The following is a 25,817-nucleotide window of genomic DNA, read 5'->3' on the forward strand; positions in this document are numbered from 1 at the left end:
AGGCGGAAAAAAAGATGGATGAAAAGATCCGTGAGATCGGCGTGGCGCAGTTCAATCCCTACGTCCGTTACGTAAATCGGCTGGAAGGCTCCGTCCACGAAAATCACATCGTGCCCTGGCGCATTCTGTACGATTTCGAAGTGATATTCGTCACTAAGGGCGCGTTGAAAGTTTTGAAGGATGATTCCGAATACACGATCGGAGAGGGGTGCCTTCATATCATGCCGCCGTTCGTGCGGCACACGCGCATCGTGCCCGAACGTGTGGCGACGACCTATTACGGCGTGCATCTCGATTTTATGTTCGACGAGAGCAGCCCCGATTTTTCCGCGTGGGAAGTTTATAAACAGCCGTGCGAGCGCAAACTCAATACCGTTCCGATCCGCCCCGACCTCGCGGCGAGAAAGAGTTATAAACCGGCCATCATGGAACTCGTCGAGAGTTATCCCGTCCGCAACAAACCCAGATTCGTGGAACTTTTCAACAAACTTTACGAAACTTTTCAGGATAAATCGGTGGGCGGCCGCTTTTGCACCAAAGCGTATATGATCCTCATTATCGCCGAATTTCTGGACGATCTGAAAAATCAAGATGCGGAAAATGCAAGTGGCGCCGATTACGTTTCGCAGTTCATCGATTATACCATGAATCATTATTCCGAAGAGATCGACCTCAACAAGGTAGTGCGCGATTACGGTATTTCGCCCAGCCGCTTCCGCGCTATTTTCAAACATCAGATGAACCGCGCGCCGCTGGAATATATCATTGATTATCGCATGGAACAGGCGAAAAAGTTGTTCCTGACGGGAAAATACAATATTTCCGAAGTGGGCTACATGGTCGGGTACGACGATATGCATTATTTTTCCCGCCTATTCAAACAGAAAGTAGGGTGTTCGCCCACTGCTTTTATCAAAAATTTACAGCATACCTCTTGACGGGGGTATGCTTTTTTTAATCGAAAAATCCAAAGATACGAAAATATTGTCTAAATACAAACTCCGATCTCCGTGATACAATAAATTTGTAAACGGAGATTTTTTTATGATGGATGAAGTTTTTGCCGAGTTTTACAAGAAGATAAATTATCCGCTTTCGGTCCGCAAAGAGAAAAACGCGCAGGGCGCCGCGACGCTGTGCGGCGGCAGCGGAGAACTCACGCTATCAGCCGGCAGTTATGTCGTATACGATATGGGCGCGCCGTCAGTGGGCGGGTATCCGACTTTCCGCGTCAGCGCCTTTTCGGGCGAACCTGCGCTGCATATTTCCTATTCCGACCGCTTCGCGCCGTTTGAAAAGGAAGAAACGATGGAAAAGGGAGATTTCACGCGCGGCAGTTGCACCTATTTGGGGGTAGAACTTCCCGTCATGCCCGCCAATCCCTATCGTTTCGAAGACTATTCCGTGCGCCGCACGGGACAGTTCGTCTATCCCCTCATTCAGGGGCAGGAGCGGTTCGTGTGCATTTCCGTGCCCGAAGGCTCGGCGGGGCAGGTGAGCCTTTCCGAGTTTGCCATCGTCGACGATTCCGCCCCCGTTCTTCCCGTCGGGTATTTTCAAAGCGATCGGGAAGATCTGAACAGGCTCTGGCTCGCCAGCGCGCGCACGCTGCGGCTCGCGAGCGTGCAGGCGAATCAGTGGGAGGACGTACGGGGTAAATTATGCCTTCGCAAACTGACCAAATGGCAGAACGCAGCGCTCGCCCGAGAATTCGATCTCGGCGAAATGCGCCTTTGCTGCGATTTTCAGATTTCGCGCAATCCCGAATACCCGACGGGTATCGGTATCCTCTTTTTTGCACAAACTCCGAGAGAAGGCGCCCTTCTCGAAATCACCGAAAAAGGCGAGGTTTCGCTCTGGCAGACGGGGAAAGACGATCGCGTCCTCCTCGCCGCTTCGCGCGTTGCGCCTCTTACCGATAACGTTTCCTATCATTTGGAGATCGACGCCGCCGCGTCTGGCGCGGCTGTGTTTTTAGAAGGAACAGAGATCCTGCGTTTCGATGCCCCCCTGCAAACGGGCGGCAGTTTCGGATTCTGGATGGATACGGAATGGCGCGCCGTCTGCGAGGCTTTGTCCGTCTTTGTAAAAGGCGAACCAGTCTACGAATGGCAGGGCGGAACGGAAGATTTCGATATCCGCCGCAGCGGCTTTTTCATTTCGGACGGCGCCAAGCGCGACCGCCTGCCCTGGTCGGGAGATCTGGACTGGGCGTTCGACTGCGGCTGGTATTCGTTCGGGGAGCGCATGGACGCGCTCAACACCTTGCAGATCTTAGCGGTGCACCAGTCGCCCGAAGGCTACATATTCGGCACCTGCTATCCAGAAAATACCGTTCCCCCGAACAACGGCGAATACGGCGATTATCAGTCGGATATGTTTGCCGCATGGTACGTCGTTTCCGCCCTCACGTACTACGAACTGAGCGCCGATATGCGCGTAAAAGGACTGTTCGGTACGCTGCGCCGCTGCATGGATTATCTGTGGCGCTACGTCGATAAGGAAGACGGTCTTTTCGAACAGCGCTTTGAAACGAGCAAGGGGCTATGGGACCACTATCTGGGGGATACCGGCAAGAACACATATACGAATCTTATGATTCTGGACGCTTTTGAGCGTTTGGCTCCGTTTGCGGAATTCTGCGGCGAAACGGCGTACGCAAAAACGTGCCGCGACCGCGCGAAAATCATGCGGGAGGGGATATTCACCCATCTGTACGACAGTGTGCAGGGCGGCTTCGTCAAGAGAAAGGACTGGCGCGAACTGTGCGATATGTCCAATCCCTACGCGATGGGAAAGCGCATGGTCAGCCGCGCGCAGGCAAAACAGATCGCCGCGCAGGCGGAAAAAATCACGCACGCTTACGGAAAGATCGCGGTCCTGATGATCCGCGGACTGTACGATTACGGCTATCCCGAAAAGGCGGAAGAAATGCTTTGCGGAAAACTTCCTCTTTATCTGGACGGGCACTTTTACAGCAACGTGGACTGGATGTCGGTGGTGAACAATCCCGATCTTCCCGAAACGGTGTACGAGTGTATGCACAATCCCCCCTGCGATTTCGGGGATAATCTCAACTGGGGCGATCTTTCGCACCCCGACAGCGGGATCTGCGGCGTGTTGTCTTCGCGTATCGCGGGCGTGATGCCCCTGAAAGCGGGCTTTACGGAAGTGCTCGTAAAACCGCACCTCGGGAACTGCCGCTTCGTGCGCTGCCGCGTCCCCACTCTGTACGGCAATCTCGATCTGGAAATTTCCATCGACGAGGGGAGGACGCTCGTCACGGTCGACGCACCCGAAGAAATTAAAATCTGGACGGATTTTTCAGAACTCGCGCAGCCCGTTCACACGGAAATTCGCTGCACGGGCACTGTGATCAAAAATAAGGAGGTCATCTGAATGAAAAAACTTTCGGCACTACTGCTCTCCGCTTTGCTGCTTTTGGGCGCCTTTGCGGCGTTTACGGGCTGCGGCGGCGGAAACGATAACCCGCCCGACACTACGACGGACAAGATCGACTATAACGGTACGATCAATATCAATCTGCCCATCAAGGACTATCCCTTTGAGGATATCGCCTTAAAGGCTGTCGCGGAAGCATACATGGATAAGCACCCCGAAACGGACGTAAAAGTCGAGGGGCAGACTTCTTCCACCTATAAGGACTGGCTGGATTCGCAGTTTGCGGGCGGCTCGTCGGTGACGGACGCGGACATCGTGCAGACGCTTTTGATCAGCAACGCTTATCTCACGACGAAGATGGTGGATTACAGTTCCTATCTCGTCAAGCCCAATCCTTATAATCAGAACAAGAGTTGGAAAGACACGATGGAAGAGGAAGCGTATCCGCTTTCCACCGACCGTTCGGGCATCTACACGCTCAACTTTACCACGAACATGAGCTTTTTCTTCTACAACAAGACGCTGTGGAAGCAGGCGGGCCTGACCAACGCGGACGGTACGGACAAAGCCCCGAAAACGTGGGACGAACTGCTCGAATTCTGCGCGCAGATCGAGAGCAACACGCAGGATAAAGTTCCCTTTGCGGTGGGCGGCGCCACGTATACCACGGGCGCGATGAGTTGGCTTTTGAACATTTACGGCGACCAGTATTACCGCGGCATTGCCGACGACATCCACGCGGTTGCGGGCGATTACTGTTACGATCCCGATATCGACGCGGACTGGACGCTGGACATTACAGACAAGAACAACGATTCTCCCTCCAATTACACGGCGAATATGCTCCGTTTTTATGCAGCGCTGATGGACAACCAGATCACGCCCAAGGACGCCAAGTATCAGGCGATGATCACCAATCTCAAAAAACTCATTCCCGTGTACTGTCAGGATAATTTTATTTCCAACAACTATTATCAGGCGGAGGAACTGTTCTGGGGCGGCAACGCCGCGATGGTCTACAACACCACGGACTTTTTCAACACCTATAAACAGATATTCGCCCAGCGCCCCGACGCGGAAAAATTCGAGATCGGTTTCTTCCCCGCGCCTCCCATGACGGGAACGGGGGACGCGAAACCCGATGCGGATACCGTGCGCTCGGTCGGCGGTGCGGTCGGCTGGTACGGCGTCGTCAAAAAGGACAAAAAACAGAACGATCTGGTCATGGACTTCATGATGTTCTGGGGCTCGAAAGAGGGACAGGACATTTACAATCAGAGCCTCAAAGAGCAGGGCGCGTATATCAGCGGCAACTCTCTCGTGAAAGACGTGGATACGCCCGCGGAAATTTATCCCGCAAAGGAATACGAATTCCCCGGACTTTGCCACAACAATCCCGTGGGGCAGTTCTTCGGAAACCTCGCGAGCATGAACGGCTCTTCCTATCAGATGTTCGAAGCGCTGTGCAAAAACGTATTCAACGGCGACATCACCGTGGCGAGATTCGGAGAACAACTCACCAAGGCTTTCCAGAACGATATTCCCACCTACTTCACGCAGATGGGTTGGAAATCGGATGCTTATCTGACGCCCGAAAAGGATCCCAGACTGTAAAAGGAACCTTTCATAAAAACTAATTTAGGAGGAATTATGAGAAACAAGACAAAAACCATTCTGTTGCCTCTTCTCGCGCTCGTGTTTGCGGTCATGTTCTGTCTGTCCCTCGCGCCCCTTGCGGCGCGGGCGGCGGATACCGACAAATTCGTGCTTCTGACCGACACGGCGACGAACGAAGGCGAGCCCGTCGGAAGCAATTCCGTCGCGCTCACGGAAAAAGACGGCGGCTTTACCGTCGCAGGCAAACAAAAGGACAGCCGCACCGTCGCGGTGTACGACCACGGCTATCAGTTGGGCAGCAAAGTCAGTTTTACGGCGCGCGTCGATCAGGACTATTCGGGCCTGAACGGCGGCGACCTGAAATCGCAGGTGTATTTCTCGCTCTTCTTCGCGCAGGCGGAAAAAGGGGAGAACGGCTTCGATGCGGCGGACTTTAAAAATTCCCGCACGGAAGGCAACGGCGCTTCTTTGCACCTGTTTTCATCGGAGGATCTCTCCCCCGATACGGGCGGCAATTACCGCGGTATGGTAAATATTTCGACTTTCGGAAGACGCGACATTGTCAATACCGATTCCATGTACGGAAATACGCACGGCGAGGGCGTTACGGATATCGGCTGGGCAATTTCTCAGAATAAACCTTTCACGATCGAAATGGGCACCGAAAAAGCGGGCGGGATCGATCAATTCTATATTTTGATCACAGTTGACCGCACGCCTGAAAGACCTGCGGTCAGCCAATCCAAGATTTCGTTCCCTCTGACCGATCTCGTCAAAGATACGGAAAATCAATCTCCCTATTATGTTGCTTTCGAATTTGCCAATATGAACGCGACCGAGCGCAGCGTAGACGCGGAAGTTTCCGCGATCACCGCCGAAGAGGCGGGCTTGACGCTCGAACCCGAATCGGTGTTTTTGAAACCCGAGCAGACCAAACAACTTTCCGCAAAGGACGCGATCTCCTCCGAGGCTGTCGCTGACGTCGCGTATGTTTCCGAAAATCCCGAGATCGCGAGCGTTTCCGAAAGCGGGCTCGTCACCGCTTTGAAAGCGGGCACGACCAAGATCGTCGCGACCGCTGCGGACGGCAGAAAGGGCGAGGCGTACGTCACCGTCGCCAACAGGATCACGCTCGACGCCGACGCAAAGGAAATGCAGGTAGGCGAATTTTCCAATCTGATCGCTACCACCAATCCCGCAAACCTCAGCGTTGTGTGGAGTTCTTCCGACGATGAAGTCGTCAGCGTGAACGGCGGTGTTTTGCAGGCGCTCAAAGCGGGTACTTCCACCGTCACCGCGAAGATCCTCAATTTCGAGAGCGGAGAACTGGAACTGAAAGCGACGTGCGAAGTCACCGTCAAGGCTTATGAAAAGCCCGAGGACGTGCACGGCGACGGAACGCATTATCTCTATTCCGAAAACCTGATCGCGCGCGGCACGGGCTATGAAAAGACCGATAAGGGCATTTCCTTCAACGGAAATATTCAGAACGGCTATACGTACGCGGTGATCGGCGAAGGCGTGACTTTCGATAAACCCGTCACGTTCGATATTATCAATAAATTCGACGCGAGCAATACGACGTACGCCAACCAGTTCGGAAGGTTTTTAGGCATCAGCATCAAAAACGGCGACGCAAACTCTATGACGGCGGCGGATTTCGCGCTCGGCGCGGACAGCGGATTGCAAGTCAATCTGACGACCAACGCCGAATGGTGGAATTACGGTCTTAAATTCATGCTCCCGTACCAGACGGGCGTTTCGGGCACGGTAGAGCAGAAACAGACACCCGAAAATAAGGGCGATCTGACAGGCACGGACAGATACGGCAACGCCTTTGCCCGCGCATTCTGCGACGGCACCCGCATACAGGTGAAAATGTGGAAGGACGGAGATTCGTTCTTCGTGGCGTTCACGCCCGTATTCACCGAGGGCGAAGTGCCCGACGGCAGCGAAAACATGACTTATCCCAGCGGTTCGCCTTACGATTATGTCGGCCCTTACACCATGCAGTTCGATTGGGCGCAGGTTTCCAAGGGCATTAACGATGGTACGTGGTGCATCGCGGTAGGCGAGGGCAACACGATCGCCGCAAACTCCGCGAAAGCGGAACTTTCCGTGGAGAACGTGAACGTCGGCGTTCTGTACGGCGTGGAAGTGAGCCGCTCCACCCAACAGATGAAACAGGGTACGACCTTCCAGTTGAACGGCACGACCAACCCCAACAGTTATATTCCTACCTCTGCAGAGTGGAGCAGTTCGGATAACAGCGTTGCGACCGTAGACGAAACGGGCAAAGTGACGGCTGTCAAGAGCGGCACGGCGACTATCACGTATACGGTTGACGGCAAGAGCGCGAGTTGCGAGGTGACCGTCGTCGGCGGACTGACCGTTTCCGAACATGAAAAGAGCCTGAAAGTCGGCGAGACCTACCAGATCGCCGCGACCGTTGATCCCTCTTCGATCAAGGCTACGTTCGCCAGCGGCGACGACCGCATCGCGACGGTGGACGAAAACGGCAAAGTGACGGCTGTCAAGGAAGGCACGGTCAAAATTTACGTGCGCGTCGGCAGCCTGTTCAGCGAAGAGATCACCGTGACGGTGACGGCCGAAGGCGGCGCGTCGAAGGGCGGCTGCGGAAGCGAAATCGGCTTTGCGGCGGGAGCCGCTGCACTGGGGCTTGCAGCAGCAGGCGCGGCAGTCGTACTGGCGGTGAAAAAGCGCAAAAACAGTTAATTGAATCACAAACGGAAAAGACGCTTTCCGCCCGAGGGCGGAAAGCGTGGTTTTCCCTGACAGGAGAAAACAACCATGAGCGGATGGAAAAAACAGACAATTTTATTCGGGGCGGCGATATTCGCTTTTGCGCTCTTTCTGGCGTTCACGATCAGCGGCTTTGTCCTTTCTTCAAAGACGAGCGGGTTTTCCCTTCCCGAAAAGAACATGAAGGTGATCTCCGTGCAGTCGGAGGACGACGTTTCCTATATTTCCACCGACGATTTGCGGCTCGTTTGCGCAAACGGAAGTGAAATACAGTGGGAAGCCGCGCTCGCCGACCGCACTTCGGACGTCGTCGTGACGTCCGAATACGTGGTCGCGGGATACGTTTCCGAGCGGAAAGTGGACGTGTTCGACAAGGAGAACGGCGAAAAACTGAATACGCTGGAAATTCCTTACCCCGTGCTGTCCCTGGACGCGGACGACGCAAACGTGTACGTGGCGGCGAAAAAGGGCGGCTTGAAGGGAAGCGAGATCTATCACTTCACCGATTACGCGCAGGAGAAAGAGGGCGTTTCGCTCTCCCTGTCCAATGTGATCGGCGACGTGAAAATTCATCCGCAGAGCAAAGTACTGTACGGGGTCAGCACCGATTACAATATATTCACGTTTGAAAATGCTTCGGGCGCGCTCGTTTCAGAGCGGTTCGCCTCCGTTCCCTACGAGCCTCTGGCGCTCGGATTTTCGGGCGGCGAACTGATCGTCGCGGATACCACGGGTTATATCAACGTGTTTTCGGGCAATAGCCTCGAACGGTCGGTCAACACGGGCATGACGCTGTGTGCCTTTGCCGCGAACGATACGTCGGAGACCGTCGTCGCCGCCAACGTCAGCGGCAAGGCGGCGATCGTCAACGTCAATACGGGCAAAGTGACGAAAATTTCCGCGCCCACCGAAGTGCAGAGCATCTCCGTATCCGACAGCGGCGTCATCGTCCTTTCCGAATACCGCGGGTTCCGCACGCAGTTCTACGATATTGACCGCATCGGCACCCTGCTGTTTTTCGGCTGGGCGAAATACGTGGGACTGGCGCTGACCGTTCTGTCGATACCTGTCGCCGTTGCGGGCTGGTTCGCCGTGGGCGACAAGCGCCGCGTCACCCTGCAAAAGGGACTGCGCCGTCTGAAAGTCGGATTTCGCAAGAGTTGGAAGAGTTATACATTTATCCTGCCCACGTTCGTGCTTTTGGGTCTGTTCATGTACGTGCCCGCGGTGTGGGGGCTGATCCTCTCGTTTTTCGATTACGTACCCGGTGTGTATACCCGCCCCGTCGGCTTTGCAAATTTCGTCGCCGTGCTCAAAGACCCTTTCTTTACGGGCGGCATCGGCAATATGCTCATCTTTCTGGTCACCGACCTTATCAAGGCGCTTGTGCCCGCGGTGCTCATCGCGGAACTCATTCTGGCGCTCAATTCCAAAAAGGCGCAGTATTGGGTGCGCGTGCTCATCTATATCCCGGGCATTCTGCCGGGCGTTGCGGTACTTCTCATCTGGACAAAGGGTATTTACGGCGATATGGGGCTTTTGAACTCAATCGTGGAATTGTTCGGCGGCAGGGGAACCGACTGGCTGGGCAACGACAAGACCGCGCTCATGTCCCTCGTCATGATCGGGCTGCCGTGGGTCGGGCAGTATATTCTGTTCTACGGCGCGCTCATGTCCGTGCCGGAATCGTACAAAGAATCGGCAAAACTGGACGGCTGTTCGTGGCTGAAAAGTATTCTTTACATCGACTTTCCCATGATCCGCCCGCAACTCAAATACGTGTTCATCATCACCTTTATCACCTCCATTCAGGATTTCGGAAGGGTGTACATGACCACAGGACAGACGAGCGCGACCAATATTCCCGCTTTGCAAATGTATATGACGCTCAATTCAGGTTCGGGCTACGGCAGGGCGGCGGCGATGGGAATGCTGCTCTTTATCATCGTATTCGGCGCGACGCTCGTCAATCTGAAAGCGCAGAAGACGGAAAGCAGTTTTTAAGGGAGGTATTCTATGCTGAAACATAAAAAACACGGCATCGAAGGCGCGGTGGCGCAGACGCTCTTATACCTCTCGCTCGCCGTCATCATCGCGCTGGTGCTCATGCCCATCGTCATCACCTTTTTGTATTCGCTCAAACTTCCCTACGAACACATGATGAGCATCTGGCGCTGGCCGAGCGATCCCCAGTGGGGCTACTACGGCGAAGCCTTTCACGGCATTTGGGGCAATATGTTCAACAGTTTGATCGTCTGCGTCGTCACGACGATCGGCGTGGTCTTTTTCAGTTCGGCGACGGCGTACGTGTTTTCCAGACATCATTTTTTCGGGAAAGAAGTGCTCTTTTCGCTGGTCCTGGCGCTGATGATGGTGCCGAGCGTGCTGACGATGACGCCTTCCTATCTCACCGTACTCAAACTCGGGCTGTTCAATACCCGCTGGGCGCTCATTCTGCCCGGCATCGCGGGCGGACAGGTCGGGGCGATCTTTCTGTTCCGGACTTTCTTTTCCCAACAGCCCGCGTCGCTTTTCGAGAGCGCCACGCTCGACGGGGCGAACGATCTCGTGCTGTACGCGAAGATCACGCTTCCGCTCGCCGTGCCCGTTCTCATCATTCAGGGGCTGGGCACGTTCAGCCTGATGTACAACGACTTTCTCTGGCCCACGCTCGTCGTGCGCAACGACGCTATCCAGACGCTCATGCCGCGCCTCAAATATCTCGCGGAATCGGTCAACATGACCAAACCGGGCGTGGCGTACGCCATGTATCTCTTGGCGGGCGTGCCGCTTGCGATCACTTCGCTGATAGGGCTCAAATACTTTATCAACGGCGATTTCGCATCGGGCATGAAGTTGTAATTTATTCGGAGGAAATGTATGAAAAAACTGATCTGTGCGATCTTGACGCTCGCATTCGCGTCGGTGCTGTTTGCAGGCTGTAAGCCTGCGGATACGCCCGCGCCTGCAGATACCATCGCGCTTTTAAATACCTGCGAACAGACGGTCGAGAGCCTGACGGCGACCGACCGTCTCGGCCGCAACGTGCCCGCGATCAAGGGGACGGACGGCGAAAAATACGTGGGAATGTTCTATTTCCTGTGGAACGGGCAGGAGCGCAGCAAGCAGACCAAAATTTATGACAATACGCGCCTGATGGAACTTTTGGGCGACGAGTTCTGGGACGGAACGGAAATTCTGACTTCGCCGCCCAACCAATATCATTATTGGGGCGAACCGCTGTTCGGTTATTACAACGCGCAGGATCCCTTCGTCATTCGCCGCCATCTGGAAATGATCACCATGGCGGGCGTCGATTTTCTGGTTTTCGACGCGACCAACCAGTTCACGTATAACCAGGTGTGGCAGGTGATGTTCCCCATCATGGAGGAATTCGCGGCGCAGGGCTTTGCCGTGCCGAAGATCGCGTTCTATACGAATACCGAATCCGACCAGCGCGTGACGCAGTTGTATTCGCAGTTGTACTCCAAAGGGCTCTACAAAGATCTGTGGTTCTCTCCCAACGGCAAACCGCTCATCATCTGCGCCAACAAGGCGGGCTGTTCCAAGGAAATTCAGAATTTCTTCGATTTCCGTTCCAGCCAATGGCCCGGAACGCCCGACAAAGAGGACGGCTTCCCCTGGATCGACTTCAACCGCAAACAGAAAGTGTACCCGAATGGCGGCGCCAAGGGCGGTTCGATCATGAGCGTCTCCGTTTCACAGCATCCGGGCTGGCCCTTCTCCGACTCCGTGCAATATAAAGACGTTTCCGACGGAACGGGCGGCACGTACTATAACGCCAACTGGGGACGCGGCTATACGACCGAAGGCAAAAACGACCCGTCTAAGATCGACGAAGGCGCGAATTTTCAGGAGCAGTGGAACAACGCGCTCGAAGAATCGCCTTCCACGGTATTCGTAACGGGCTGGAACGAGTGGATCGCCGTCAAATTTTTCGAGGATATTACCGTCACGACGGGCGTTCCCACGCGCCCCAATATTCCCGACCGCAGAGTGTTCTTCGTGGATACGCTCAACGAAGAATTTTCCCGCGATATCGAACCGATGAAAGGCGGCTACGGCGATAATTACTATTTGCAACTCATACAGAATATCCGCGCCTATAAGGGCGAAACGGGTATTGTTTCTGCGGGGCAGAAACTTACCGTAGACGTCGCGGGCTCGGTCAAACAGTGGAATGAGGTCACCTCTTCCTTCCGCGATTTCGTGGGCGACGCCGTCGAACGCAATTATAAGGACGCGGCGGAGATCGCGACCTATACGGATACTTCCGCGCGCAACGATCTTTCTGAGATCCGTTTGACTTACGATAACGACAACGTGTATATCCTCGTTTCTACGGCGGAAGAGATCACAAAGCACGAGGCGGGCGATTTGACTTGGATGAACGTTCTCATCGGGGTGGAGGGGAGCGACGCGCCCTCGTTCGAGGGATTCCAGTTCGTCGTCAACCGTACGCCCGACGGCGCGGTCACGTCTGTGGAAAAGAGCCTCGGCGGCTATTCGTTCGAAACGATCGGGCAGGCGAAATGCTCGGTACAGGGCAAATATCTGCAACTGTCTGTTCCCAAAGCGCTTTTGGGCGTGGGGGATTCGTTCACGCTGAAGATCAAGGCGACCGATCACGTCACCCATCCCGAAGATATCATGGATTACTATGTTTCGGGAGACAGCGCGCCCATCGGGCGGCTGGGCTATACCTGGAAGGTTTAACATGAGTTTTAAAAAAATAGTCAGTCTTATCATGGGCGCGTGCCTGCTGCTTGCTTGCGGCGCGTGCGCGCCCGCGGATAAAAAAGGAGAGGAAATGGAACAGCCGAAAATCACACCCCTGACGGAGCGTCAGAACGTGAGCCGCGCGCTCGGCGGCACCGACGCTCTGGGGCGGGAGATCTCGCCCGCGGGCGAAACCAACGGAAAACTGGTCGGCATCTTTTACGTGCTGTGGCTGGGCAACGACTATTCGGACGAGGGCACGCCCTATTTCGACGGGATCTACGATATGTCCAAAATGGATTTCAACGAGATCTATTCGGGCAGCGGCTCTCCCTTTCTGAAAATGCACTTTTACGGAGAACCGCTGTTCGGCTACTACAATATGCGCGACGCATGGGTCGTGGAGCGGCACGTACAGATGTTCATCGCCGCCGGCGTGGATTTTTTAGGGATCGACGCGACCAACAACAATATTTATAAAGGACCGCTCGCCGTATTGTTGGAAATTCTGGATTTTTACCGCCAGGCGGGCTATAAAGTGCCCAAGATCATGTTCCTCACCAATACGAATTCGCACGAACGCGTGCAGCAGTTGTATGATTTTATGTACAAGGAAGAGCGCTACAAGGAACTGTGGTTCTGCGATACGGACGAGGGGCGCAACCCCGACGGCAAGCCGTGGCTCACCATGCGCAGCGAGCAGAAAGTATATCTGCCGCGCGCCGTACGCGATACCTTTTATTTCCGCGACAGCCAGTGGCCCAACGAACCTTTCAAGGAAAACGGATTCCCCTGGATCGAATTCACCCGCCCGCAGCCCGTGCACAACGGCGTCATCAGCGTATCGGTGGCGCAGAATTCGGGCATGCACATGAGCGATTCGGTACAGTTCGAAAACAGCCCCAACGGCATCGACTACTACAACAAGAACTGGGGGCGCGGCTACACGGACGAGGGCAAAAACAGCAAAGACCGCGTCGACGAGGGCGCGAACTTCCAGGAACAGTGGGACGTGGCGATGAGATCCGACGCGCGCATCGTGTTTCTTCTCGAATGGAACGAGTGGTCGGCGCTCAAACTCGCCACCACGGTCGAGGGCATCGGCAATACCGTCGTCTTTTTCGACTGCGCCACGCCCGAATTTTCCCGCGATATCGAGCCGATCAAAGGCTATTACGGCGATAATTTCTATATGCAGATGATCCGCAACATGCGCGCGTTCCGCGGCGAGAGCGGCAGCGGCATCAAGGTGCAGGAAAAAACGATCTCACGGGAGCGCGTGGACGAGGGCTGGAACACGGTGACTTCGGGCGTTGCCGATTTCGCGGGACGGAAGACGCGCGACTTTATCAACAGCGACGGCAGCGCGAGTTATCAGAATACTTCCAAGCGCAACGATATCGTAGAGATCCGCGCCGCGCAGGACAGTGAAAATATCTATATCCTTCTGACCGCGGCGGAGGAGATCACGCGCGCGGACGGACAGAATTGGATGAACGTCTGGCTGAACGTCGGCGGCGGACAGGGGTACGATTTCGTCATCAACCGCTCGCGCGGGGAAAACAGGGCGAACGTCGAACGGCTGACGGGCGACAGCGCGCAGACCGTGGGAGAGGCGGCTTACGCAGTCAGCGGCAAGACCATACAGTTTACCCTTCCCAGATCGCTTTTGGGCGATATTACTTCGCTGCAACTCAAGGCGACGGATAACGTCGATCTGCTTGCGGATATCATGGCGCTCTATACGACGGGCGACAGCGCGCCGTACGGACGGCTGAATTATTGTTTCGAACTTTGATCTGCAAGACAAAAAAGCCCCCCGGCTGTATTAGTCGGGGGGCTTTTATATCATTTATTTTTTTGCGGGAAGCACGCCGTGATTCTTTTTGAGCACGCGGTAGAAAGTCGGCATGCTGTTGAATCCGTTGTTGAAAGCGGCGGTCGTGATGCTGCACTTGTTCGCCTCCAGATACTGAAAGGTCTTTTCCAGGCGAATGACGCTTAAATAGTCGTTGATACTGGTGTGGAACATATTGTTGAAAATGCGCGAAAAATAATATTTGCTGTATCCGAAATGATCCGCAAGCGTGGTGAGCGTCAGATCGGTATGGTAATTCTGTTCGATATAAGCGAGAATGGAATCCATGCTTTCGGGCTCGAGCGATTCGGAAGATTCCTGCAACCCCACCGCCGCGCAGATGCCCGAAAGGAGCATGTCTACGTTCGCCTGTACGGAAAAGGCGTCCAGTTTTTCGTACCCGAGAAGGCGTTCGAAGTATGGCAGTAAATTTTCGCGGCAGTACGTTTGGTCGGCGACCACGTTGCCGCGCAGCGTTTTATTGCGCCGATACTGAAAATAGTGCTCGCTGCAGGCGGTCGTCAGCGTCAGAATGGACTGTTTTCCTTCCGTCGGTTCGTAATAGTGCAGGGAATAACTGTCCACGATACACAGATTGTGCGGCTTCAAAACGTAATCCCGATTGTTTACGGTGACTTTTTTTACGCCCTCCATATTATAAAGCAATTCGATCTTGCGGTGAAAATGCGTGGTACAGCATTGGTCGCGTCCCGAAGCAGTATAAATGTGGGGGTATCGATCCTGCGTCAATTCGTAATTCGAATTATTTTTATCCAAAACGTTTCCTTTGATTTACTGCAATATTTGATACGGTCGCATACAAAATCAAGATGAATCGGCCGCATATGTAGTATATAATAAATTTCATAAAAAAGCAATAGCAAAACCGAAAATTTATCGAACGGAGGCATGGAATGAAAAAGTTGCGTATCGGGATCGTAGGCGTCGGCAGTATCGCCCGCGTCGCGCATATTTGTTCGTATAACGGAATGGAAGACGTGGAGATCGTCGCGGTCTCGGATATCGTTCCCGAAAAAATGAATTACGATCAGATCCCCGCGACCGCGAAAAAGTACGCGGATTACCGCGAGATGCTCGAAAAGGAATCGCTCGACGCGGTGGATATCTGCACGCCGAACGATCTGCATTCGGAAATTGCCGTGTACGCGCTCGAACACGGCAAGCACGTTTTCTGCGAAAAGCCCGACGCGATTTCTTTCGAAGAGCGCAAAAGAATGAGCGCGGCACAGCAAAAGAGCGGCAAGGTTCTGATGGTCATGCGCAATAACCGACATACCGCGGGAAGCCTGTATCTGAAAAAATGCGTCGATGCGGGCGAGTTCGGCGAGATTTACGCGGGGCGCTGCGGCTGGATACGCCGCCGCGGGATCCCGGGCAAGGGCGGCTGGTTCACCACCAAGAGCCGTTCGGGCGGCGGGCCGCTCATTGATTTGGGCGTGCATATGCTCGATCTTGCGATCTACCTTATGGGCAACCCGAAAGCGGTCGCGGTTTCGGGCAGCACGTACTGCAAATTCGCCGAGGCGGACGATATATCCGATTCCGAGCATTCCTCGTTCGGCGAAAAGAAAGAGGACGGCATATTCGACGTGGAGGATCTTGCGACGGGCTTTATCAGATTCGAGAACGGCGCGAGTTTACAGGTGGAGTTCAGTTGGGCGAGCAATATCGAAGAGGAATCGCGCTTTGTAGAACTTCGCGGCACCAAGGGCGGCTGCACGTGGAAGGACGAACAGGTCAAAGTGTTCAACGAGAAGAACGGCGCGCTCGTCGACGTCGTTCCCAAACTCGGTCCCGCAAACGGACACCGCGACAATCTCCGCCATTTCGTGAACGTAGTCCTCTATGGCGAGGCGGCGGACTTCGACAACGCGCAGGGCGAAAACATGGTCAAAATTTTAGAAGCGATCTATCGCTCCGCTAAAGAGGGTAAGGAGGTAAAGTTATGATCAAAGTAACGGTTTGGAGCGAATTTTCGTTTTCCTGTCAGTGCGAGGCGGCGCTCGCCGTCTATCCGAAGGGACATCACGAAACGATTAAAGAATTTTTGAACGCCGAAGGGGATATCGCGGCGACGGCGGTCACGATGGGTATGCCCGGGCAAGGGCTGCCCGATTCGCTTTTGAACGAAACGGACGTGCTCGTGTGGTGGGGGCATTGCCGCCACGATGACGTGTCGGACGAACTCGTGGAGAAGATCGCCCGCCGCGTGCACGGCGGTATGGGATTGATCCTGCTGCATTCGTCGCATCTAAGCAAACCGTTCAAGCGCATCATCGGCGCGAGCGGCCAACTTTGCTGGGGCGAGGACGGCGAGCGCGAGCGCCTTTGGGTCTGCGCGCCGGGACATCCCATCGCCAAGGGATTGCCTGCCTATATCGATCTTCCGAAAGAAGAAATGTACGGCGAGCCGTTCGGGATCCCCGAACCCTCGCGGACGATCTTCACCTGCTGGTATCAGGGCGGAAGGGTGTTCCGCGGCGGCGTCACGTTCGAGCGCGGCGCGGGAAAAGTGTTTTATTTTCAGCCCGGGCACGAAACTTTCCCCACTTTTTATCACCCGCTCGTGCAAAAAGTTTTGAAAAACGCAGTGCGTTGGGCGTACAACCCGGATAAACTCGCCACGGTCGACTGTTCGTGCGTCGTTCCGATCGAACCCGTCGAATAACGCAATTTTTGAAACAAGTTTGCATAAAGACGAGAGGAACGCGTTCATTTTAAGTTTTATAATTGAATCAGATACGGAGAAATTCTTTTTTGTATACAAAAAAGCCCAAAATCTTTGATTTTGGGCAAATCCATTCAAAGAAATTGAACTGCCCTTTGGGGCAGTCAATAATAAAATTCTTCACAGGAGGAAAATATGACTAAATTCAGGGTGAAACTTTGTACGCTGCTTGCGACGGTCTTCGTCGCGTGCGTGATGTGCGGAGTTTGCATGTTTACGTTTGCCGACGGCGCATCGGCGGCAGCCGTAGATGAAAACGGCTGGAACACGCAGGTAACGCGCGGGGATGCGAAGGCGGACGTCGGCCACTCTGTCGGCGACGACGGCTATTCCACGTTCACCGATCTGCAAAACGGAGATAAGATCACTTTTTCCGAGGCGGTCAAAATTCCTTTTCAGGACGTTTTCGGGTCGGGCAAGCAACTATCGAACCAGATTCCTTTCCGATTGGACATAAAAGGGAAAGGTACGGGCAATATCAAATGGGTGGTCTCCGCGAAAAAACTCGCCACGGTCGACCCTTCTACCGGCGAGCGGACTTACAGCGATACGATAGTCGATATGTACTGGGGAACCATGGAGATCGGCGGAGCGTCGCTTGTCGCCGCGGGCGGCGTGAACAACGGATTCAACGGAAAGCAGGTCGCGGCGGGTCAGCCCGTCTCTTTCATATTCGATAAATTCAGCGCCATCGGCGGCGAGATCCGCTATCCCGAAACGAACAGCGGGATATCCAAGGCTTTCACGATGGGCGGCGGCGAATATCAGCAGTGCTGCCTGAACGATGAGACGGATACGCTCGGGGTCTGGTACGGACCGGATGAAGCGTACATAACGATCGTTGCCGAAGGCGACGGCATAGAATCTATCGCCGTAAACTTGAGCCATGGCCTCACGTTCAGCGGTATAGACGATAGTTGGAATTGGTCGGGATTCGAAGAGGGATATGCGATCTCTCTGGACGGCAGTTCCAATATTTATAAAGAAAATTTATACAATATATGCGTCTTTAAAAACGTGCTCACGCGCTTTGCGTTGGCGTCGGGTACGGACCGTATGCCGTACGTGACCATAGGCGGAACGCGGGTAGACATCGACACGGATGGATTTTATAGTTTCACGCTGCCTTCGAGCGCGACGAGCGGTCAGGTCAGCGTGTCGAAAGGGGATTTCACCGTTTCCTATATGCACGGCGAGACCAAACTGCTGGATACCGTTTTGAAGAGCGGTGACAAGGCGTATGACAAAGATATCGCCATTGCGGGCAAACGCATAACGGGTTGGTATGCGGACGCGGCTCTGACACAGGCGTTCGATTTCAATACGGCGCTTACGGCGGATACCACACTGTATGCAAAAACGGTAGACGTTCTGGTCGTTAATTTCAAGGACGGAGACGAGGTGCTTTCCTTCCAGAATATCGACGACGGAGCAAAGGCTGTTCAACCCGCCGATCCCGAAAAAGAGGGAATGACCTTTATCGGATGGTTTACCGCCCCCGACGGCAAGACGGCTTTCGATTTTGATAAAGCGATCACGGGCACGACCGACGTTTACGCTGTTTTCGGTTATAACGTAACGGCGAAAGTCCTCGGCTTTAACGGCAAAAACGCAAATACGCAGACGGCTGTCGTTCCCGTCATGAACGGCGGTAAGATCACCGAAGAGATGATGCCTTCCTTCGGGCAGATCACGGGCTTCCCCGAATATACGAATATCGAACTTGTCTGGTACACGGACGCGACGATGGCGGAAAAGGTCAACTTCGGCGCGAACGGCGTCACGGTAGAAGGCCCCCTCACATTTATTGCTGCGATCAAAGACAAGGATATCGAAATTGCCAACGAATACGTTCGCCCCAACGCCGACGGCTGGGACCGCAACCGCTCGGGCGGCAAGGACGCCGACGGAAACGTTCTGACGGCAAATCAGACGCTCGCGCCCAACTCCAAGTACGGCAGCGCGGAAGCGATGAAATCCGTGGACGGTTATTCCGACATCAATATCGATTACGTCGGCTATATCGCGAATACGCGTAAATTCGACGTGACCAAAGATATTTATCTGAGTTACACGCTCGATTCCAAAAACGAGAGCGCGAACGATAAAGACGGTCCCAAACACGAACAGAAACATTTCTTCGTGGGCATGTTCAACAGCCTTACAGGCGCTTTGATCAACCAAGGGCAGATGCATGAAACTAACTTTGGTTCGATCGCCGTATTCGGTCACAGAGTCAATACGGAAGTGCAGGCAAACGATACGATGGGCGCGGGCAAGATCAATGTTTTGACGGGCGGCAGTTCCGAAAAGAATTCCTTTACCTATGAAGAGGGGAAACCCGTCGATCTGAAAATTACGATCGGCACGGACAACACAAAAATTTATCAACTCAAAGAAGGCAATTGGGTGGAAATTGCGACCATGGACGCCACGCAGAAAATGTTCCCCGACGGAATGTATCTGGTATTGGAAACTACCCGCATAACCTGGCTCAGCGCGCGCGCTTCGCAGGTTTCGACCGTCACCAAGGGCGCTGTGAGCAACGGAACGTTCACCATCGATACCGCCGAGGCGGCGACGGGACTTTTGTCGGGCGAACGCGTGTACTTTACCGCGACTCCCGCGGAGGGCTATCAATTTTCGGAAGAAGGCGTGTTTGCAGACGGCGCCAAAGTATCCGTAGGCTACGACGAAACCAAGAAGAGTTATTATTTCAATATGCCTTTCGGGGCGAGCGAAGTGACCGTGAAGTTTTCGGTTCCCGTTACCTTTATGGCGGACGGCAAAGAAGTGAATGAAAAACTGTACGTTCTTGCGGGCGAGATCATCGACGAGTTCGACGTGGACGCCGCACCCGAAAAGACGGGGCATTCGTTTGCGGGCTGGTTCGAAGACGAAGCGTTGACAAAGGCGTTCGACTTTGAAAACACCGTCGTGTCGCAGGCGACGACGCTGTATGCCAAGTACGATGCGAACCAATACACCATCACTTTTATGGACGGCGAGAACAAATACAAGACGGCGACCGCTGCATACGGAGATAAATTCGTCGCGCCCGAAGTTCCCGAAAAGGACGGATTTACGTTCGTCGGCTGGTTTACGGACAAAGAGTGCACCAAGGAATTCGACTTTAACACGGCTGTATCCGATACCGTTACCGTCTATGCGAAATGGGAGGCGAATCAAAGAGGATGCGGTAGCGTCGCGGCTGTTTCCGCTTCCGCGGCGGCGGCTGTCGTATTGCTGACTGTTGCGGCCGTCGCGCTCGCCAAAAAGAAAAAAGCAAGATAATCAGAAAAGAGTTCAAAGTTAAAATCGCACCCCCGTTCATTCCCGCCGCATCTCTCGTTTATCCGATGAGATGCGGGACGGGATGAACGCATATTCACCCGATAAAGGAGAAAAAGTTTGAAAAAAATTATTACGGTTATCTTAACGGTCATTCTTGCGCTGAGCATGTTCACCGCATGCGATTTCCGTCCGGGCGGCGGAGGCGGCGAAGGGAATCAGGAGATGCTCGGCAACATCGTGCTCAATCCCGATTCCGGCTTCGAAGGTACTTTAAAAATTGCCGCGCCCGACGTTGCGAGTCACAGAAACGCACTGAACGCGTTTATCGGATCGTTTCAGAAAAAATATCCCAAAATCAAGGTGGAACCCACCTATCTTGACTTGAACGGTTACAAGGCGTCGATCGGCCGCGTCGCGGCTGCGTCTATGAAGGATCCCGCCAATATGTACGATATTTTTTGGCTGGACCAGAATTATATCAACGAGTGGATCGATCTTGACATCCTTTCGCCCCTCGAATCTCTGATGGATGCGGATGAGTCGATCGATGAGGAGGATCTGAATGCGCAGATGCTGAAAGTTTCTTCTGTAAACGACAAACTGTACATGATGCCCCGCGATTACAATCAGGTCGTCATGTATTATAATAAGGCAATGTTCAAAGCCGCCAAGGTTGACTATCCCACCGATGAGATGACGGGCGAGGAATTCAAGGCGATGTGCGAAAAACTCGCCACCAATATTGCAAAACTCGACGATAAAACCAACGATTACGGCGCCGTGTATGCGGATGTGTGCAATTATATCGTGGACTGCAACGTCGCGTGGAGTTCGCTCGATTACCCTTTGGTGAAATCGTTCGGCGGCAGCGTCGTCAACGAACAGGGCGAAGTCGTATTCGACAGCCCCGAAACTACCGCGGCGATTCAATATTGGGGAGATCTGGTCAACACAAAGGTCGGAGGGATCGCCTTAGCGATCGATCTGACTACGGGCGCCGACAGAAACGGCGTACAGTTCCGTATGCAGCAATCTCCCATTTACCTGCACGCGCGCGCGGTCATGAGCGATATCCTGAATGAAGAAACGATGGGCGGACAGACCTACCTCGGCATCGGGAACAACAATCTCGGCGTGGCGGCGTTGCCCAACTTCGGCGGCGAATACGCGGTAGGCGCGGGGTGCAGCGGCTATGCCATGTACAAAAATTGCGCGCACGGCACGGAAGCATGGCAGTTTTTGAAACACGTCGTCAGTATCGAGGGACAGAACGCCTATTCCGAAACGGGCGACTGCGTACCCGTACGCACCAGTCTTTTGACCGACCCAACCGCGACCTGGCGCACCTGCCTGCCCGAAAAACTGGGTTCCGATTTCAATCACGACGCGTTTATCTACAAAATGGACGAGGCCGCGTGCTCAGTAAACGACTTTTATCCCTACGTGCCCTTTGCCGCGCAGGCGTACGTGACCGCACGTATCGAAGAAGCGTTCAAGTCGTGTATTTCGGGCTCCACGGCCAACTTCCCCTGGAATCTGAAAGCGGCGGCGGACAAAATGGTGTCGGATATCAAGACTGCCAACGGCTGATTGATTAAAGGAAGGCTTTCATGTTAGAAAAGGTGCAAACGGTTGCAAAGCCGCGCGCGGGGCGCGCGGGCGGACCCAATCACGGCAATAAGTTTTTCAAATGGCTCAAAAAAGATTACGGCTGTTATCTGTTTTTACTGCCTGTAATTCTGGGATTCTTCATCTTCACGGTCTATCCCGTGATCTCGTCGCTCTTGTACAGTTTTACCGATTATAACGGGATTTTCTTTTCCAAGATCGGCGCTTTCAACTTCGCGAAACTGTTCGACCCGAGCGAGAACGGTCTGTTCAAGGGCGTGGCGTTTTCTTTCGGGATCACGTTTTTGTGGGCGATCATTTCGATCCCGCTCGGCATGGTCCTCTCGTTCATGGTCGCGCTGCTCGTCAACCGCGAAGTGAAGGGGGTGGGCGTATTCCGCCTTCTCTATTATATGCCCACCATTATCCCCGGCATCGCCATGTCTTTTATCTGGGCGGACGTATTCCGCGAGGCGGGGCTTGCCAATCAACTGCTCCTGACGCTGGGGCTCCCGACGAGTAAATTTCTGGAAGGAGAGAACACCGCTCTCGCCACGTTGATATTAACGGGCGTGTGGGGCATCGGCGGCAATATCATCATGTGGCTGGCGGCTCTTCGCAACATCGGACCCGAACTGTACGAGGCGGCCAGTTTGGACGGCGCGGGGTACTTTACCAAATTGTTCCGCATCACGATTCCCATGTCCACGCCCATGATCTTCTACAATCTCATCAACGCGCTCATCGCGGCGATGCAGGCGTTCGACGTCTACGCGATGGTCGGGCGGGGACCGAACGACTGTCTGTATTTTATCAGTATCCGCATATACGAAACGGCGTTCGGCGGCAGCAACCAATACGGACTCGCCTGCTCGCTCGGCTGGCTGATGTTCATCGTCATCGCGGCGCTCACGCTCGTCATGTTCAAGACCAATAAATGGGTGAATTACGGGGAGGGCGAATAAGATGAAAGAAATTCCGATCTCATCGCACGAGTTTTTGCGAAGAAGCCGTTCCCGCAAAAAATTGCGCGAAACAATCGTTCTCGTCGCGAAATTTTTCGTGATGGTCCTGCTCGCGCTCTTTCTTCTGTTTCCCTATATCTTTATGGTTTCCAAGAGCCTGATGAACCTCGTGGACGCGAACGCGCCGACGCCCATGCTGTTCCCGAAGTCGGGGGTGTATTTTTCCAATTATAAAATATTTCTGGAATACTGGACGTACTTTCAAAATTCCTTGATCGTCGTTCTCATCAACGGAATATTTATCCCGCTTACGGGCTTTATGGCGGCTTATCCTTTCGCGCGCCGAAATTTCAAGGGCAAGAACGCCATGTTCATGATCATGATGAGCACGGTCATGCTGCCGGGCGCGGTGGTCATGGTGCCGACGTACGTCATGTTCAACGCGTTCGGGCTGGTGGACAATCTCGCCTCGCAGTGGGTGACCGCCTTTTTCGGCGGCGGCGCCATGAACATTTTCCTCATGATCCAGTTTTTGCGCGCCATTCCGCGCGATTACGACAACGCCGCCACCATCGACGGCGCGAATATGTTCCAGATTTTCCTGTATATCATGCTGCCGATGTGTAAAAACGTGCTGTTGTTTATCGGCATCAGCACAGTCATCGGGCGTTGGTCGGATTTTCAGGGGCCGCTCATTTATTTAACGACGCTGGAAAAGATGACCATTGCGGTCGCCTTCTATAAACAGTTCAGTTCTTCGGGCGCCGCGGCGATCTTCTCCAACGCGAAAATGGCGATGGCGGTATGTATGACGTTCCTGCCGATGGCGCTCTATCTGATCTTCCAGAAACAGATGATCGGGGGCATCAAGATCGGCGGTCTTAAAGGATAGGAGGTAAGATGAGAATTTTCAAAAAATGCGCCGCGTTTTTCTTTGCGCTGATCATGGCTTTATCTTTGTTCGGATGCGACGGTTCGGGTTCTCCCGAGCCGCCTGCGCCTGCAAAGGATACGCAGAAAGAGGTCAACGACGCGCTTTCGACACTGGACGACGAACAGTTTACGCTCGCGCAGATGAACGGCACGGACGCTTTGGGGCGCAAGGTGAGCGCGACCGCGGGACAGAACGAAAAATACGTCGGTATGTTCTATTTCGTCGCCAACGGCTACCACACGGATAAAATTTACGACATCACCAAACTGTTGGAACAGTTTCCCGACAGGACCGTCTACACCAGTCCCATCACCGCGATCTCGACGGGGCCGACCAGCGAATACTACGACCCTTCGCTCAGTCCCGAAGAATTGGCGCACTATTGGGGCGAACCGCTCTACGGCTATTATTGCAGCGAAGATCCCTGGGTTTTGAGAAAACATCTGGAACTTTTCGCCTATGCGGATATCGATTTTCTGTATTTGGATTACACGAATAACATTATTTATCCCGAGGCGACGAAAGCCCTTCTGGATGCAATTTTAGATATGCAGAAAGAGGGTTACGACGTGCCGCAGGTCACGTTCTTTTTGAGCGGCATGGATCCGGGCGGCGCGGCATATACGATGGCGAGCGTGGTATCCACGTATTTCAGCGGCAGCAATTTGAAAAAATACGAATCCTGCTGGTTCCGCGCGGACGAAACGATGAACCCCTCGCAAAAGCCTCTGCTCGTGGGCAACTGGTCGAATTGCGAAGAGGAATACAAGGATATGTTCTGGCTGAAATATATACAATGGCCTGGTCAGATATTCAACGCCGACGCCATCCCCTGGATGGACTGGAACGTATATCAGAAAAACCATAACGGCATCATGAACGTTTCCGTATCGCAGGGAGGAGAGGCTTCCAGCGAGGCGTATTTCAATCCCAAAGCCGATTACCGCGCGCGCGGTTGGAAACCCGAATTGGGCCTCGACCACGGCGCGGACGACGAGAGCGTGCTGCGCGGCGATAATTTCGATTATCAATGGAACAACGTGTTCGAATCGGAAACGGAAGTGAACATGGTCACCGTCACGGGCTGGAACGAGTGGATCGTGCGCAAACTTCCGCCCGACGATCCCGCAAGTTCCGTATCCGACCGCGGTATGTACGTGGACAGTTTCAACATGGCGTACTCGCGCGACGCGGAAATGATGGCGGGCGGCTACGGGGACAATTATTATATGCAACTCGTGGAGAATATCCGCAGATTCAAGGGCATCACCGTCGAGGAAAGCGACAACGTGGCGCTCTTCGAACAGACCTCCATCGATATCGACGATCTTTCTTCCTGGGATAAAGTTTCGCGCAAATACCTCGATCTGGGCGTTTCCACGATCGCGCGGAACTATCAGTCGGTCGATCCGTCGCTCGTGTACGAGGACGATACAGCCCGCAACGACATCGAATCGCTCAAAATCGCAAACGATGCGCAAAATCTGTACGTTGCCGTCACCTGCAAGAGCGATATCGAAGAATATAACGGCAAGGACGAAAACTGGATGAATCTGTACCTGTCCTGCGGCGGCGCGGGCTGGCAGGGTTACGACTTTATCGTGGGGCGCTCGTTTCACGGAAAGAAAGCGAGCGTGCAGTCGCTCTCCGCGGACGGAAAAGCGACGGACAAGGGCGAGGCAAATTTTGCCGTTTCGGGCAACACCGTCGTTTACAGCATTCCCTTAAACCTTTTGGGCGTAACGTCAAAGACGACAATCGGCGTGAAAGCAACGGATAATTTGCAGAAACTGTGCGACGCGGACGAATTTTACACGCACGGAGACAGCGCGCCGATGGGGCGGCTCAATTACGCGTATAAAATCGCATGAATCAGGGAGGGAGATC

General features: G+C 53.9%; 16 protein-coding genes. 15 read left to right on the forward strand and 1 reads right to left on the reverse strand.

Annotated features, from left to right (window positions below; translation table 11 throughout):
• The first annotated feature begins 14 nt into the window (after positions 1 to 14).
• From ESZ91_RS07735 to ESZ91_RS07770, 8 genes are all read left to right on the forward strand, one after another.
• Entirely contained in the window at positions 15 to 938 is a 924-nt protein-coding gene (locus tag ESZ91_RS07735) for an AraC family transcriptional regulator (RefSeq protein ID WP_161971099.1), read from the forward strand.
• Between the two features lie 106 nt (positions 939 to 1,044).
• Complete coding sequence (locus tag ESZ91_RS07740) at positions 1,045 to 3,399, forward strand: glycoside hydrolase family 15 protein (RefSeq protein WP_129225829.1); 2,355 nt, start codon at positions 1,045 to 1,047, stop codon at positions 3,397 to 3,399.
• Complete coding sequence (locus ESZ91_RS07745; protein ID WP_129225831.1) at positions 3,400 to 5,016, forward strand: ABC transporter substrate-binding protein; 1,617 nt, start codon at positions 3,400 to 3,402, stop codon at positions 5,014 to 5,016.
• 36 nt (positions 5,017 to 5,052) lie between these two features.
• Positions 5,053 to 7,755: an Ig-like domain-containing protein gene (locus ESZ91_RS07750; protein WP_129225833.1), complete on the forward strand. Its 2,703-nt coding sequence runs from the start codon at positions 5,053 to 5,055 to the stop codon at positions 7,753 to 7,755.
• A 75-nt stretch (positions 7,756 to 7,830) separates the two neighbouring features.
• On the forward strand, positions 7,831 to 9,786 hold the full coding sequence (locus ESZ91_RS07755) for a carbohydrate ABC transporter permease (RefSeq protein WP_129225835.1): 1,956 nt from the start codon (positions 7,831 to 7,833) through the stop codon (positions 9,784 to 9,786).
• A gap of 12 nt (positions 9,787 to 9,798) precedes the next feature.
• The gene (locus tag ESZ91_RS07760; RefSeq protein WP_129225837.1) at positions 9,799 to 10,644 is read left to right on the forward strand and encodes a carbohydrate ABC transporter permease; all 846 of its coding nucleotides are present in this window, start codon (positions 9,799 to 9,801) and stop codon (positions 10,642 to 10,644) included.
• Positions 10,645 to 10,662: 18 nt separating this feature from the next.
• Complete coding sequence (locus ESZ91_RS07765; RefSeq protein ID WP_129225839.1) at positions 10,663 to 12,519, forward strand: glycoside hydrolase family 71/99 protein; 1,857 nt, start codon at positions 10,663 to 10,665, stop codon at positions 12,517 to 12,519.
• A gap of 1 nt (position 12,520) precedes the next feature.
• A complete protein-coding gene (locus ESZ91_RS07770) occupies positions 12,521 to 14,320 on the forward strand; it encodes a glycoside hydrolase family 71/99 protein (protein WP_129225841.1) in 1,800 nt (599 codons plus the stop codon).
• Between the two features lie 54 nt (positions 14,321 to 14,374).
• Here ESZ91_RS07770 and ESZ91_RS07775 read toward each other — a convergent pair whose 3' ends face one another.
• On the reverse strand, positions 14,375 to 15,157 hold the full coding sequence (locus ESZ91_RS07775) for an AraC family transcriptional regulator (protein ID WP_129225843.1): 783 nt from the start codon (positions 15,155 to 15,157) through the stop codon (positions 14,375 to 14,377).
• Between the two features lie 137 nt (positions 15,158 to 15,294).
• Here ESZ91_RS07775 and ESZ91_RS07780 point away from each other — a divergent pair, with 137 nt between their 5' ends.
• From ESZ91_RS07780 to ESZ91_RS07810, 7 genes are all read left to right on the forward strand, one after another.
• Complete coding sequence (locus ESZ91_RS07780) at positions 15,295 to 16,350, forward strand: Gfo/Idh/MocA family protein (RefSeq protein ID WP_129225845.1); 1,056 nt, start codon at positions 15,295 to 15,297, stop codon at positions 16,348 to 16,350.
• On the forward strand, positions 16,347 to 17,069 hold the full coding sequence (locus tag ESZ91_RS07785) for a ThuA domain-containing protein (protein ID WP_129225847.1): 723 nt from the start codon (positions 16,347 to 16,349) through the stop codon (positions 17,067 to 17,069). The genes ESZ91_RS07780 and ESZ91_RS07785 overlap by 4 nt, the downstream gene beginning before the upstream one ends.
• Positions 17,070 to 17,264: 195 nt before the next feature.
• Positions 17,265 to 20,423, forward strand: coding sequence for an InlB B-repeat-containing protein (locus ESZ91_RS07790; protein WP_129225849.1), 3,159 nt, complete (start codon positions 17,265 to 17,267; stop codon positions 20,421 to 20,423).
• 117 nt (positions 20,424 to 20,540) lie between these two features.
• Entirely contained in the window at positions 20,541 to 22,013 is a 1,473-nt protein-coding gene (locus ESZ91_RS07795; protein WP_129225851.1) for an ABC transporter substrate-binding protein, read from the forward strand.
• A gap of 20 nt (positions 22,014 to 22,033) precedes the next feature.
• Positions 22,034 to 22,996 carry a carbohydrate ABC transporter permease gene (locus ESZ91_RS07800; RefSeq protein WP_129225853.1) on the forward strand — a complete coding sequence of 321 codons (963 nt, stop codon included), beginning with the start codon at positions 22,034 to 22,036 and terminating at the stop codon, positions 22,994 to 22,996.
• Between the two features lies 1 nt (position 22,997).
• Complete coding sequence (locus tag ESZ91_RS07805; protein WP_129225855.1) at positions 22,998 to 23,888, forward strand: carbohydrate ABC transporter permease; 891 nt, start codon at positions 22,998 to 23,000, stop codon at positions 23,886 to 23,888.
• Positions 23,889 to 23,896: 8 nt separating this feature from the next.
• Complete coding sequence (locus ESZ91_RS07810; RefSeq protein WP_129225857.1) at positions 23,897 to 25,801, forward strand: hypothetical protein; 1,905 nt, start codon at positions 23,897 to 23,899, stop codon at positions 25,799 to 25,801.
• The last annotated feature ends 16 nt before the right edge of the window (positions 25,802 to 25,817 follow it).

It is taken from the genome of Candidatus Borkfalkia ceftriaxoniphila (assembly GCF_004134775.1).
Lineage (GTDB): Bacteria > Bacillota > Clostridia > Christensenellales > Borkfalkiaceae > Borkfalkia > Borkfalkia ceftriaxoniphila.